The 12,994-nt window shown below is 60.2% G+C and carries 15 protein-coding genes and 1 tRNA gene; 10 read left to right on the top strand and 6 right to left on the bottom strand.

Features of this window, described 5'->3' with window-relative positions; all coding sequences use genetic code 11:
• Positions 1-1,826: 1,826 nt before the first annotated feature.
• The gene (locus J0X25_RS24535; RefSeq protein ID WP_207290177.1) at positions 1,827-2,123 is read right to left on the bottom strand and encodes a hypothetical protein; all 297 of its coding nucleotides are present in this window, start codon (positions 2,121-2,123) and stop codon (positions 1,827-1,829) included.
• Between the two features lie 769 nt (positions 2,124-2,892).
• Complete coding sequence (locus tag J0X25_RS24530; protein WP_207290176.1) at positions 2,893-3,615, bottom strand: DUF8102 family protein; 723 nt, start codon at positions 3,613-3,615, stop codon at positions 2,893-2,895.
• Positions 3,616-4,499: 884 nt separating this feature from the next.
• Here J0X25_RS24530 and J0X25_RS24525 point away from each other — a divergent pair.
• Positions 4,500-4,667 carry a hypothetical protein gene (locus J0X25_RS24525; RefSeq protein WP_226776993.1) on the top strand — a complete coding sequence of 56 codons (168 nt, stop codon included), beginning with the start codon at positions 4,500-4,502 and terminating at the stop codon, positions 4,665-4,667.
• Position 4,668: 1 nt separating this feature from the next.
• On the opposite strand, the gene J0X25_RS24520 is transcribed toward J0X25_RS24525, so the two are convergent.
• From J0X25_RS24520 to J0X25_RS24505, 4 genes are all read right to left on the bottom strand, one after another.
• Entirely contained in the window at positions 4,669-5,997 is a 1,329-nt protein-coding gene (locus J0X25_RS24520; protein ID WP_207290174.1) for a tyrosine-type recombinase/integrase, read from the bottom strand.
• A gap of 469 nt (positions 5,998-6,466) precedes the next feature.
• Positions 6,467-6,540, bottom strand: a tRNA-Lys gene (locus tag J0X25_RS24515).
• A 107-nt stretch (positions 6,541-6,647) separates the two neighbouring features.
• The gene (locus tag J0X25_RS24510; protein WP_207290173.1) at positions 6,648-7,343 is read right to left on the bottom strand and encodes a DUF7119 family protein; all 696 of its coding nucleotides are present in this window, start codon (positions 7,341-7,343) and stop codon (positions 6,648-6,650) included.
• Positions 7,344-7,395: 52 nt separating this feature from the next.
• The gene (locus J0X25_RS24505; protein WP_207290172.1) at positions 7,396-7,542 is read right to left on the bottom strand and encodes a hypothetical protein; all 147 of its coding nucleotides are present in this window, start codon (positions 7,540-7,542) and stop codon (positions 7,396-7,398) included.
• Positions 7,543-8,260: 718 nt separating this feature from the next.
• Here J0X25_RS24505 and J0X25_RS24500 point away from each other — a divergent pair.
• From J0X25_RS24500 to J0X25_RS24460, 9 genes are all read left to right on the top strand, one after another.
• Positions 8,261-8,548, top strand: a complete 288-nt coding sequence (locus J0X25_RS24500; RefSeq protein WP_207290171.1) for a DUF6360 family protein — start codon at positions 8,261-8,263, stop codon at positions 8,546-8,548.
• A 114-nt stretch (positions 8,549-8,662) separates the two neighbouring features.
• On the top strand, positions 8,663-9,157 hold the full coding sequence (locus J0X25_RS24495) for a DUF892 family protein (RefSeq protein ID WP_207290170.1): 495 nt from the start codon (positions 8,663-8,665) through the stop codon (positions 9,155-9,157).
• 137 nt (positions 9,158-9,294) lie between these two features.
• Entirely contained in the window at positions 9,295-9,774 is a 480-nt protein-coding gene (gene rimI, locus J0X25_RS24490) for a ribosomal protein S18-alanine N-acetyltransferase (RefSeq protein WP_207290169.1), read from the top strand.
• 99 nt (positions 9,775-9,873) lie between these two features.
• A complete protein-coding gene (locus J0X25_RS24485) occupies positions 9,874-10,305 on the top strand; it encodes a DUF5810 domain-containing protein (RefSeq protein WP_207290168.1) in 432 nt (143 codons plus the stop codon).
• 20 nt (positions 10,306-10,325) lie between these two features.
• Complete coding sequence (locus tag J0X25_RS24480) at positions 10,326-10,736, top strand: DUF5809 family protein (RefSeq protein ID WP_207290167.1); 411 nt, start codon at positions 10,326-10,328, stop codon at positions 10,734-10,736.
• A gap of 38 nt (positions 10,737-10,774) precedes the next feature.
• Positions 10,775-11,050 (top strand): AbrB/MazE/SpoVT family DNA-binding domain-containing protein, encoded by a 276-nt coding sequence (locus tag J0X25_RS39975; protein ID WP_207290166.1) that lies wholly within the window; start codon positions 10,775-10,777, stop codon positions 11,048-11,050.
• A gap of 2 nt (positions 11,051-11,052) precedes the next feature.
• Positions 11,053-11,481, top strand: a complete 429-nt coding sequence (locus J0X25_RS24470; protein WP_207290165.1) for a type II toxin-antitoxin system VapC family toxin — start codon at positions 11,053-11,055, stop codon at positions 11,479-11,481.
• 61 nt (positions 11,482-11,542) lie between these two features.
• Positions 11,543-12,175 (top strand): NUDIX hydrolase, encoded by a 633-nt coding sequence (locus J0X25_RS24465; protein ID WP_207290164.1) that lies wholly within the window; start codon positions 11,543-11,545, stop codon positions 12,173-12,175.
• A 106-nt stretch (positions 12,176-12,281) separates the two neighbouring features.
• A complete protein-coding gene (locus J0X25_RS24460) occupies positions 12,282-12,647 on the top strand; it encodes a rhodanese-like domain-containing protein (protein ID WP_207290163.1) in 366 nt (121 codons plus the stop codon).
• The last annotated feature ends 347 nt before the right edge of the window (positions 12,648-12,994 follow it).

Here is a 12,994-nt window from a genome sequence, read left to right as displayed (position 1 = left end):
CCATCTCGCGATTGAAACAAAGCCCGGCGCCGCGCAGCGGCGCCCGGAACGTGGAGTCGAGACGACGGAGAAACCCGCACAGGATTGAAACGCAATTATGCTTACGCTCCCACCGCGCCGCGCCCGGTCGAGGCGACGGAGAAACCCAGCACGGGACTGAAACCAAGAGAGGTCTCTCAGGGCGGCTGAGCGGGTTCAGGCGTGTCGAGGCGACAGAGAAACCCACCACGGGATTGAAACGAGGAAGCGATTACGCCCGCGGGGATCTGGTTCGTGATGTCGAGACGGCGTAGAAACCCAGTACGGGATTGAAACGCGTTCTGTCTCGCGTGTGTATTATCGTCATCTCGACCTCGAGACGACGTAGAAACCCAGCACGGGATTGAAACAAGCGGTAGACCGGCATATCCCAGCGGTCGACCGGTCGAAGCGAGGGAGAAACTCACCACGGGATTGAAACATGCAGTCGGTCGAGACGGTCAACAACTGGGTCCAGTCGAAGCGAGGGAGAAACCCACCACGGGATTGAAACTCGAAGTTGACGAGGTCGTCGAAGAACTTGACGTCGTGTCGAAGCGAGGGAGAAACCCCCAATGGGATTGAAACGGGGAATCCCTCTAATGTCGTCTCGTCTCATTGTGCTGTCGAGACGACGGAGAAACCCACCACGGGATTGAAACCCGATGGATTCGGCGGTCGTGAAAAATTTCGACACGGGGTCGAGACGGCGTAGAAACCCAGCACGGGATTGAAACTTCCGCCTCGGGCACTACGGCTCCATCGTCGTCGGTCGAGACGGCGTAGAAACCCACCACGGGATTGAAACTTCCGCCTCGGGCACTACGGCTCCATCGTCGTCGGTCGAGACGGCGTAGAAACCCAGTACGGGATTGAAACCGTGTGAGCCAGTCGACGTCCCGATGCATGATTTCGCTCGAGACGATGTAGAAACCCAGAACAGGATTGAAACTCCATCTCGAGGATGCCGCCCAGGTCAAATGCGTGTCGAGACGGCGTAGAAACCCAGCACGGGATTGAAACACCATCGGGTACTCGAGATCGATCGGATACCGCCGCGTCGAGACGGCGTAGAAACCCCCCACGGGATTGAAACACCGAACGACAGTTCTGGTTTCCCTCGAACGGCATCCGGTCGAGATGGCGTAGAAACCCAGCTCGGGATTGAAACTCCGCCACCTTGTCCTTTCCACAGCCGACGAGATCGCGTCCAGACGGCGTAGAAACCCACCACGGGATTGAAACATCCGGTGGATCACCCACCCGGTCGCGTCCGAAAGTCGAGACGACGTAGAAACCCAGCACAGGATTGAAACATGGTCACAGCCCTCCGAGTAGCTGGCCGATCGCGACGGTCGAGACGACGTAGAAACCCCCACAGGACTGAAACACAATGTCCAACATCTGCTGAGCCGGCGGCTCAAACAGTCGAGATGACCTATAAACCCAGTCCGGGATTGAAACAACATCGGGAGCAGTTCGAGGATCGTCTCCGTTGTGTCGAGACGCCATAGAAACCCAGCACGGGATTGAAACTCACCGTCACGATGGTCAAGGACTCCGGGAAGACGGGTCGAGGCGACGTAGAAACCCAGCGCGGGATTGTAACACCATTGCGGTCGAACGCGGTGTTTCGGAAATGTTCGGTCGAGGCAACGGAGAAACCCAGCATCGAATTGAAACGTGTCGGTCGCCGAGTCCCACGTGCTCGAGGTCGCGTCGAGGCGACGAGAAACAGGGTGTTCAACAGGTATAGACCTTCACAATGAAAAGAAATTGTTGTTAACTACTGGAAATAGTTTATGAATTCAGTCCTCGGGGAAATGGATATTCGTTACGGTGCCTGGGAACTGTTGATCTTCATAGGTGCCGTAAGCGTGGCCCACCGTCTGCTCGTCAAAATCGAACACCAGGACGTACGGCGCCTCATCAGGACCAACCGAGTCGAGATACATCTCGTTTTGTTCCAGGTTGTACGTTGGTGACCCGAGGACCGTCAGCTCCGGCCTGTCGTCTCGAGTTTCAGCTTCTGGCTCGTACGAGCCCTGCCTCTTGAATAATAAGTACTCGATCGCTCTCGCGAAAGTTTCTTTTTCTTCGCTCATACCAAATTTCTGTGAGGTGGGATGGGACATCCACTCTCTATACGGGAGGGAAGATCATTAGTCAATTGGCTTTAACAAACCCTTGGAGAGATCACCCCTGTGCCGTCTCCTGATTGGGTATTTACAAAGATAATATCTATACTGTGATTCTGACAATTCTGGCGCGGAGGTACACCATCTTAGTAGCTTCCTCAGAGGGCGGCTGAAAATGATCCGCGTCGGCCTGTTCGGCGAATATTGGGAGGTTAGAGCCGTCGCTGGGTTTCGAGGGCTAATGTACCCGGACAGAACCCGTATAGACGGAGTTAGCCGGGTGGAAACCCTGCCGCGATCGCCCCGGGAGCGGGTAACATCGTCCCGGATCACTGGGTCGAGCTATCAGCGCCCGATTCTTGGGAACTCACCCGGACATTCCACGTATAGTATTCTTGGAGTAGCGTCTCGTCCGGTCGTCCTCAAGGACGAAGTCGGGAAGGTCGACATTGTCGGAGCCTGGATCCTCGCGTATCTGGTACTCGTTCACCACGTCGTTCTTTGTCTCGTCCCGTCCAGATAGCGGATGTCGGCGAACCGGGCGAGCACGCGGCTCACCGTCCGTCACGAACACTCGAGTTCATCCGCAAGGTCTCCGGCAGTAGACGACGTATTGAGAGCGACGGTTAATGTTATCTCACGGACGCTGTAGAATGATCTGGACTTTCGAGTACTGACCCGCAGAGGGTTGCACCGATTGCTTTCTCTCGAACTACCGTTATTCCTCGCCATCACCCTAATCTCTCTCGACCTGAAAAGTCATCGGGGTGGACGGGCTTTTGGTGTCTTCTAGCCTCTCTAAGTCGCTCGGGTCGAGCTCCCCAGCCCGTGCCAAAACACCGATTTCGGCCGGGGTAAGATGATCACCATCTTTCAGCCGTTGGGTGAGGCTTTCGACGTCGGGGTTGTATTCGATATCGATTGAGACAGTCACGTCAGTCGCTTCGCCAGCCCCCCGTTCCTGCGTCTCACTATTTGCACCGTGAAGGATTCCACGTTCTAAGAGCTCTTCAAACCAAGCTTCGTCTTGTTGGAGGCCAAGATAGACAAATGCCACTAATGACGTTATGCTGTCTTGGAGTTCTTCCTCGTCGAACTCTTCTTGGAAGATCCTTTCTCGCTCTTCGTCGTCGAGGAACTGATCGAGATAGATGAAGTCCTTGAGACCATATCCAACCCGCTCACGGATTTCCTTCTTCCGATTTGATTCGGATTGTGGATGTTGGTACTCACGGAACCCCCAGAGATATTCTCGATCCGGATGCGAAAGAATTCCTCGCGGTTCCTTCTTCAGTTCAACCCCGTCAGAGTGTATCTCTATCTTTGTAAATCCGCCATCATCTCCCGCGTGCTCCTCGAGAATGTCGATTATCTTAGTTTCATTCTCAAGAAGGTCCGATAGAGTCTCGTGTCCCTCGGCGCGCTCAAGCAGGTCATCTGGTACAATTGGCCCGTCCATTTCGTAGGTTTTCGACGAACTACTACTTAACACGTAGGCATTTAACGGCTCCGCTCGTTGTATCTACTGTACCGTACGAGACAACGATGCTCGAGAAAGGATCCCGACTAACATCGGTGTGCCCGATACTGGATCCCACCTCTGATCGAGTACGCAGCTCAGAGGGAAATAGAACATACGAGTTGGGGAGATCAACGAAGACAGGACACAATGACGGAGCAATGAAATTGGACTGCTCGGCACCTGCGACCCAGTTCCTTTGGCCGGGATGGCCGCAGGTGCTCGAGACAAGTACACGGACCAGTGATACCGAGGCCCGTAGTGCCATATTTCGTCGCAAAAGTCTAAACTGTTGTGCAGAGATTCGTCGGTTTTCGACTCGGGATCATGCAGTCCGTTCAAACTTGGACGAAGAATGGATCTAACACGATTCACGACACACACTCACCAATACGAACTACACCAATCCCGACACGCTGGTAGCCAATTACGGAAACAGACAAATCGGTGTTTCTGTAGGGTACGTTGCCACGATCTCCTGCCTCACGGATGGAGATATCTACGTTTCCGCCACCGATGTTTCCAGTTGGCTGGATCCTGGATAGAGGAGTTACCGCAGCCGTGTAGCCACCGTCAAGGAGCCCCCAACATCTGTTCGTCGTGGTGCAGTTTTCGGACAAGGTGTCGATACTGGCTGAGTCATCCGACAGGGTCGGATCAACGACGAATCAAGTGCACGGATACTCCGCAACGTAAGGCGTGGAGTGGGTTGACTTGTTGGTCAGCTCGAAGAGCTCTAGTAGCAGTTACCCATCCTTTGCCTTCCTTGCGACGATGGCCTGGCTTATCGCACCACCTGAATAGGACACCTAAGGGTGATCGGGATGAATAATGGACCGGCCACCAACGGGTCCACGGAGCCCACCGATGTCAACAAGATCATCGACGAACACCGCGAGCTATTCGAACGGCTCGCGGACTCGGACCTACCGATAGCTCCCTACTTCGAGAACGCGCTGAACCATCTTGAGGAAAGCGAAAACGGGGACTGAACTACTCGTTCAATAACACACGACGTAACGCTGGGTTCTCGCTGATGAGCCGGCGGGCTTCCTCCAGATCATTGAACTGGCTTTCGTCGGCTTCTCCAGCAGCTGTGAACATGTCGTCTTGGAGATTATCAACGTCTTCAGTCGCCTCGAAGGAAAGGGCGTGATGGCACCAGACACAAAAGTCCTCGTGGCGCGGTGTCTCTCTGTGACACCGCGGACATTCCACAGGACCGACCTCGTTCTCGTCCTCCTCCTCATCAACCTCAATACCGTGAAGCTTGGCGTAGGCTCGCTCATTCGATTCGGCGCCGAACCGAGCTAAGTAGCGGGCGGTATGTTCGCTACCACGTTTTCGCCCTTGTCGATCCTCAATCCGAGCTGTCGACATACCAAGCTTGATCAGCCACCGTGTGTTTGATTTCCGGAGATTCGTCGGGTGTACGTCCTTTGTTACGCCAGCCCGCTTTGCCGGCCCCTTGAAATAACCGTACCAGGTACTCCGAGACGGACGTCCTGGGCTATCAAGTTTCGTCCACAGGTAAGCTTGATCGTCGTCACCAGTGGGGTGTTCGTTTAGCCATTTTTGGAGATACGGAACCGACATAATGAGATGCACCGGTTTCTCACCTCTCTTGCCATCCGAATGGATCCCGACCGAGTGATCCGAATCAAAGATATCGCCGATTCGGAGGTTCCAAAGTTCTCCCCCTCGCAGACCCGCCTCGAATTGAACTGCGATCAGGGCACGGTCACGAGGGTTCCGACATGCATCCAACATCGGCTGGATGTCTTCCTCGAACCGCAGTAGATCACGCTCCGAAGGAACTGGGTTGAAATCGTTACTCGTTCCCGTCGGGATCCAGTGGAGACTTTCTGGCGGCTCATCTCTCTTGAGCCGATAGCGGCCAAATGAGCGTAACGCGGTCCGGTAATCCTGGTTGGTATGCTCGTTCGTATACTCGTTGTGGATCCATCTCACAATTGCTTCGGCGGCGGCACGATACTCAAGGGCGAGACCGAGGAGACCATGCTCCTCAAGGAGCCTATCTACATCATCGTTGTTTTCGACACCAGCATCAACGGCTTCGTCGTTGTCCTCGAAATCTTCGATAGAAGGCGGCGTCGAAACTTGCGCCATTCGTGTGCAATGCCGTAGAAGCTTCAGGTGCCTGTGCTCCCCAATTTGGCTCGGAGTGAGACGAATGTTGTCGGACATTTTCAACAGGTGGTGCCTGTCTACGTCGAATTGAACGTACCGTCGATCCTCGCCACTCCCCTCTAACCGCTTCCGCAAGGTGTCGACTTCTTCGCGTGGATCGGCGTTAGCCATATTACTCCCCAGAACGTCTTGGCTTGTATGCTTCCACCTGAAATCCGGCCCTTGGCTTTTCTGAGCGTCACTTCGTCGAGAGCGAACGCGAACCGATCGGTTCGATTGCAGCGAACAGCGAGCTTCTAGAGTTCGAGTCCGAACCGTCGTTACTGTCATAACTCACTTCGTGAGCAACAGCTACGTTCACTCCTCGTGTGAATGAGTAGCGCAGAAGCATGCTGGGCGCGATTTGAACTACTCCGAGACGTTCCGGTTCGCTCGCTGCGCTCGCTCGCGGACTGCGACTCGTCTACTTCAAATCGCTATAGCCGCTTTGCTCCTCACGAAGTTGTTCGTCGCACAAGCGGGCCGGGCGCGATTTGAACACACGGTCGGACGTGCTCGCTTCGCTGCGCGCGCCCTCCCTGCGTTCAAATCGCTCCGGATCCGTTACCTGTCGCTCACGAAGTTGTTCGCGACAGGAAAGCGGGCCGGGCGCGATTTGAACACGCGACCGTCTGGTTAAAAGCCAGACGCTCTGCCAGACTGAGCTACCGGCCCTCTGAATGCTACTTCCGGCGAACGATGGTTAAACGTTTCTTTCTTCGTCGATCCGACGCCGTCAGGCGACGCTGTGTCGTTCGATTGGAGCCGAATCGATCCGACAATCAGTCGAAGTACTGTTCAAGGGCTTCGCTGACGAGTTCCCCTGGTTCGACGCCGTCGATAGATGCGCGACGTCGGAGATTACGGTACGTCGCAGGGGAGAGTGTCAGCTCAAGTTGGCCGAGGACGACGCCGTGATCGGCCAGTGCCTGTTCGATCGGGGTGCCGTCGTTGGTGGCACTGGCGACGCTGCGGACCTCGCGGACGGTGAGCTCGCCGTCGAGGGTAGCCCAGGCGAGAAGATGGCGCGCTTCGCCGCCGACGCGAGCGATGTGTTTGGCGGCCGTCGGCGCGATCTGCCCGAGCGCGACCTGTTTGCGGACCGATCGCGGGAGGTCGTGAACGCGGGCCCACTTCCGAATGAACGAAACCGTCGCGTCGCCGCCCGCGCGTTCGGCCGCAGCCTTGTACGATCCTTCGCCGCGAACGAGAGCGGCACAGGCCGCGGCACCGCGCAACATGTAGAGGTGATCGTCGTTAGTCGCGCCGCTGGCGAACTCGCGGACGGTCTCGGCCGCGTCCGCGAGGCTCTCCGGGTCGTCGGGATCGAACTGGACGGCCTCACGGGCGCGCGTCCCGGCAACCGATTCGTCGCCCCGGATTACTGGTTCTCCGACGGGCGATTCGCGGTCCGTCGGAATCGATCGCCTCTCTGCGCGACGGCGACGCGAACGGTCTCCGGGCCGATTGTCGGTCATTATCCGCAGTACGGGCTTGAGTGCCAAAAAAGGCGCTACCGTGGCGAACCGCTCACTCGTTTCGCTTCTCGGCGAGATGCTCCCAGATTTCCGTGCAGCCGGCCCCCTCCTCGATGTCGTCGAGGTGGGCATCGTCGCGTTCGTCCGCTTCCTGCTCGTGGTCGACCGCTTCTGGTTTGCATTCGGCCGCGTCAGTCATGGATACCCTTTCGAACGGCGAGCGTATAAGTATCGCCACGGCTGCAAGCGATACCCGTGCTCGGTCCTACAGGTTAGTGCTGCCGCTATCTCTGACACGTCGAACACTCGAGTCACACCGTAGTCCGGTGATTTTCACAGGTGCGGCCGTCATGGATCGAGTGTTGTCCGTCGAACTCGTCGCGAAACGGGAGTGATCAGGAACGAGGACGATCGAACGAACGCGGAACATCTCGAGGCACTGCAAACGCGGCGAGTCGCTGGAGCCGGATCCGGGCGTGAACGGTCGCCTGTGGGTCGAGCCGAGCGGTCCCCTCGATCGGGAGACGAGCCGCGACGGCAAGTTCGCGCCGTCGAAACGGACTCTCGTCGGGGTCCGACAGTCGACTCGAGCGCAGTGATGGGCTGCGGTGGACAGTCCCGAGGGGAAGTCGGAACGCGCGAACTGCCTGTACAGTGATTCGAACGCAGTGTCTGTGGCGGATGCCGGATACTCGTCGCTGCGCCCGATACTCGCGGCAAAAACGGCCGGTAGGAGGGGCACCGAGAAATCGGGTCGCGTCACCGGATCGGGCTCCGAGACCTGGTCGATCACGGTCGTCGTCTCGCCCGTTCGCCGGGGCTGTCGTGTCGGCTGTACGGCTCGAACCGGTCGGATCGACGGATCGCCGTCGGCTCCTGTCACGGCGCCTAAGTAGCCCCGGTGCGAGCGTCGATGTATGTCAAACCGACTGATCTCGGTCACCGGGTGGACGACGCTGGACTACGTCGAAGCCGTCGCGACGGGGCAGGACTTCGAGTGGGAGTCGGTCGCCGTCGTGAACGCGACCGCCGATCGAGACGATCCTGACTGCGTGCACCTGCAACTCGAGCTCGACAACCGCTCGGAGGAGCACCTGCCCCAGCACATGACTGACCTCGAGCTGGCCCCGGAGCAGGCGCGGGCGCTGGCGACCGACCTCGAGAAACACGCCGACCGCGTCGAGGACGTGCGGGCGGAGGAGTGACGCGAGCGCGAGACGGCGAGCGAGGGATCGAGGAGCGACACTGAGGCGCTCGAGCGCGCCTGCCGTCGCAGGCTGGCGATTTTTTCGCGGCGCTGGCGAACGCTCGCCTGGATCATGAGCATGGAAACCATCCAGGATCTGTTCGAACACGGCCTCGAAGACATCTACCACGCCGAGCACCAGTTACTCGACGCGCTCGAGGAACTCGAGAACAACACCGAGCGCGAGGAGATCGCACAGGCGTTCGCCGACCACCGCGAGGAGACGGAAGGGCAGATCGACCGCCTCGAGGAGGTCTTCGAGATGTTCGGCGAGCCGCCGGAGAAGGAGGAGTGTGAGGGCATCGAGGGGCTGCTCGAGGAGTACGAGGAGTTCACCGCGATGGATCCCTCCCAGGAGGTCATGGACTACCACAACATGGCGGCCGCGGAGAAGACCGAGCACTACGAGATCGGTGCTTACGGCAACCTGATCCCGCTGGCCGACCAGCTTGGGATGGGCGACGCCGCCGACCTGCTCGAGGAGAACCTCCGGGAGGAACAGGACGCCCTGGAGGAACTGACGGAACTCACCGAGGAGTTCGAGATGGATGCGATTCCCGCGGAGTGATTCTCGTCGTCGACGACTGATATCGACGACGACGACCGCGCCGAGACGGATACCGACGGCGTCGACACGTAACGCGGTGTGGACAGGTTTGGCGGGACGACGCTACTTCTTTTATCGCTCGGCCGCAAGGGACGGGTGTGACAACGCCGGTTCCCGGGGCGGGCGGTGACGACGGGGTCTCGATCCGTCCGGCCGAGCGCGCGGATCTGCTCGCGGTCGTCCGGATCGAGAACGAGTCGTTTCCCCAGCCCTGGCCGTACGACGCGTTCGACCAGTACCTCGGCGAACCCGCCTTTCTCGTCGCCGTCGAGAGCGGCGAGGTCGTCGGCTACGTCGTCGGCACCGTGAACCGGAACTTCGGTCGGTACCTCGGCCACATCAAGGACGTCGCCGTCCACCCCGAGCGGCGCGGGCTGGGCGTCGGCACGTCGCTACTCCGCCGGGCGCTGGCGGTGCTCGCCGCCCACGGCGCCGACACGGTCAAACTCGAGGTCAGACGGTCGAACGACCGTGCGAAGCGCCTCTACCGCCAGTTCGGCTTCGAACCCTTCCGGCGCGTTCCCGGCTACTACGGGGACGGCGAGGACGCCATCGTGATGATGCGCAAATTCGAGTGATTGAGTGGCGCTCGGCCGTTTCCCGTGGTCCACAGGGCGGGACGCCGGTCCACGAGGCGGGACGCCGACGTTTTACCGCGGGCGCCCGTAGCCGCGCGCATGGGATACGCTTGCCCCGTCTGCGACGCCGAACAGGCCGACGCGGCGCACCTCGCGAACCACCTCGCGATCACCGCCTCGCTGGGCCGCGAGGACCACCGCGAGTGGCTCGAGGAGCACGCCCCCGACTGGAGCGACTGCAACCCCGAGGAGCTGGGCGAGATCGTCAGCCGGTACGCCCCCGAAATCGAGACGCCCGAGTTCGACGAGGCGGGACACGACCACGGCCGACCGGGCGGCCTCGAGGAGGGGCTGGCCCGCCAGAGCCGCGGACTCGGTCGCGGTTCGTTGACCGCCGAGGCCGAGAGCGCCCTCGAGGAAGCGCGGGAACTGACTCGGCAGATGCAGGAGCCGACCGGCGACGAATCGGAGAGCGACGGCGAGTCCGCCGACGACGGGACCGACTCGCCCGAACGCGAAACTGGTAACTGACTACCGCGAACACTCGAGGTATGCACACTGTCGGGACGTTCGCGCCGACGTCGGCCGCTGCGGCCAGCGAGCGCTACGAGGAGGTCGGCCCCGCGGCCCAGACCGTCGTCCGGGAGGTCGCCAAAGCCATGGAATTCGACCGCGAGGAGTACGACGACCGCGTCACCGGGGCGGTCGTCGAGACCGCCCGCGACGCCCTGTTCGCGAGCCTGCTCGAGGTCCGCGTCGGGACCCGCGAGGAGTTCGAGGACTGGCGAGCGGAGTACGACGGCGAGGTCACGGTCGTCGGGAGCGAGAACGTCGAGCGCGTCGTCTGGCACGCCGGTCCCGAGGACGCGGCCGTCGCCGCGACCTTCCAGAACGAGGAGGACGCGGCGGTCGCGACCCTCCGACGGCAGGCGTTCGGCCAGCTGTATCGGGAACTGGTATAGGCGGAAAGATTTTCCCCGTTCCCACTGTAGTGGGATATATGAGCGTAGACGGTGAGGATCGACGAATCGACGAAAAAGGCCGAATAACGATACCTCTACGAATTCGCGAGCAACTGAATCTAGAGTCCGGTGAACAAGTTCGTATCGAAGTAGACGAGGGAACAGTTGTCGTTCGGCCGCGCGTGTCTCGGTCAAAATTCATCGAATCGATGCAGGGATGTATCACTGCCGAGTCGAAAGCAGACGACGCACCGGATGTCTCTCCGGAGGATCTCAAAGCCGATTGGACGTCTGATCTCCCGAAGGAATCGTAACGATGCACTGTTTCGACGCGAACGTTTGGATATACTATTTCGATCAAACACTCGCCGAAAACGAGGTCGTAACCCCCGTACTAACTCCCATTCTCGAAGACGAACCGTTGTTCACGACCACCGTTCTCCAGATGGAAGTCGTTCACTATCTCCACACGCAACACTCGCAGCCGAATAAACTGATAGCCCAGTTTCACGGTCTCGAAGACGTGCTCGTAGCGGAACTAACGCAGCGAGACGTCGAGACGGCGACGGACATCCTTCGGGAGTACCCGCACAGTGGAATCGGTGGTCGCGATGCGACGGTCCTCGCAGCGATGGACCGACACGACGTATCCCGTCTGTGGACCCATGATAGCGGGTTGAAACGAATCGGTACTGAGCTCACGTGGCTCGACGTCACCGATCCGGTCGAGACAGAGCCCCAGTAAGCTGCTCGAGCGAACCGCCGAACGGCAGCTATTACCGGCTCGAGGCCGACAGCATCCCTCGATGACGGCATCCGACGAGTCCGACGAACTCGACGCGTCCGGCGTCCCTGCGGAGTGGGCGCTCCGCGAGGAAGTGACCGAGTACGAGACGCCCTGGTACGACGGCGGCTTCGACCTGCTCGAGCAGCCCGACGGCAGCGAGAAGCGGTACTACTGGGCCGACCTGCCGCCGGCGGTCGTGATCGTCGCCCGGATCGACGGCGGTCTCGTCACCGCCATCGGCGATGATAGCGGCGAGACGACCTCCGGGGACGACGGCAACCACCTCCTGTTCGTCGAACAGTTCCGGCCGACGATCCGCGAGACCCACCTCGAGCTCCCCGCCGGGATCGTCGAGGACGGCGAGTCCTACACGCGGGCGGCGACGCGCGAACTCGAGGAGGAGACCGGGTTTCGCCCCTCGAGCACCGCGCTACTCCAGGAGTACGCGGTCGCGACCGGCGTCCTCCGCCACGACCGGGGCGTCGTCTTCGCCGAGGGACTCGAGGTCGGCGAGCGCGAACTCGATAGCAACGAGTTCCTCGAGGTGACGACGGTGCCCGTCGAGGAGGCCCTCGAGCGGGCCCGCGAGCAGCCGGCGAACGACTCGACGCTGACGGCGCTGTTGCTGGCGAAGGAGGACGGACTGCTCTGAGGCGCCGCCGACCTCGGTCGCCGACGTCGGCGGTCCGTACGATCCGCGACGCTGCCAGCGGGAATGACCCGTGGTCTTATTCTGTCCGCGTCCCAATCCGGGTGTGATGGACGGCGAAATCTCCCCCGACGAGGTCAAGGACCTCCTCGAGGACGGCGCGGACGTCCGCGTCGTCGACATCCGCGACGAGCAGAGCTTCGAGTACAGCCGCATTCCCGACAGCGAGAACATCCCGTTTCACGAACTGACCAGTCGCGTCGACGAACTCGAGGGCGAGGAGCACATCGTGACGGTCTGCCCCCACGGCAAGGCCAGCGTGCAGGCGGCCCAGCTCATCGGGTCCTACGAGGGCACCGCCGACGCGACGGTCGAGAGCATGGAAGGCGGCCTCGACAAGTACGGAATGAAGTTCGGCCTCGTCGGTAGCGAGGACGACGCGGACGAATCGGCGAACGCCGAATCCCCCTTCTGACGCGTCGACCGGGTCGACGCCGCGCTCACTCGAGTAGTGGGGTGCGCCGGTGGCGAGCGGTCGCGGCGAAAGTGGGGCGAGGCCCCCGGTAGCTGGTGATCGTGTGGGTGCGATCGGGATCGAAACGCGGTCGGTGAGTGGTACCGCGACGGTCCGATCGCGGGCGAGACGGCGACGGTCGCGAACGTCTCGATCGGCCGGATGCCATCGGAACGAGGATCCGACACGCCGCCGAGTGAGACGTGTCCCCGCTCACGGATAGCTCCGTTCGCTCGAAGAACAGGGACTTTTTGTACCGAGGCGCGGCTGGTCGGTCCCGTTCGTCGAACCGGTGGCTCGAGAGTGGT

Source organism: Haloterrigena alkaliphila, from assembly GCF_017352155.2.
Classification (GTDB): domain Archaea; phylum Halobacteriota; class Halobacteria; order Halobacteriales; family Natrialbaceae; genus Haloterrigena; species Haloterrigena alkaliphila.
This window is presented reverse-complemented; position numbering and strand designations above follow the sequence as displayed.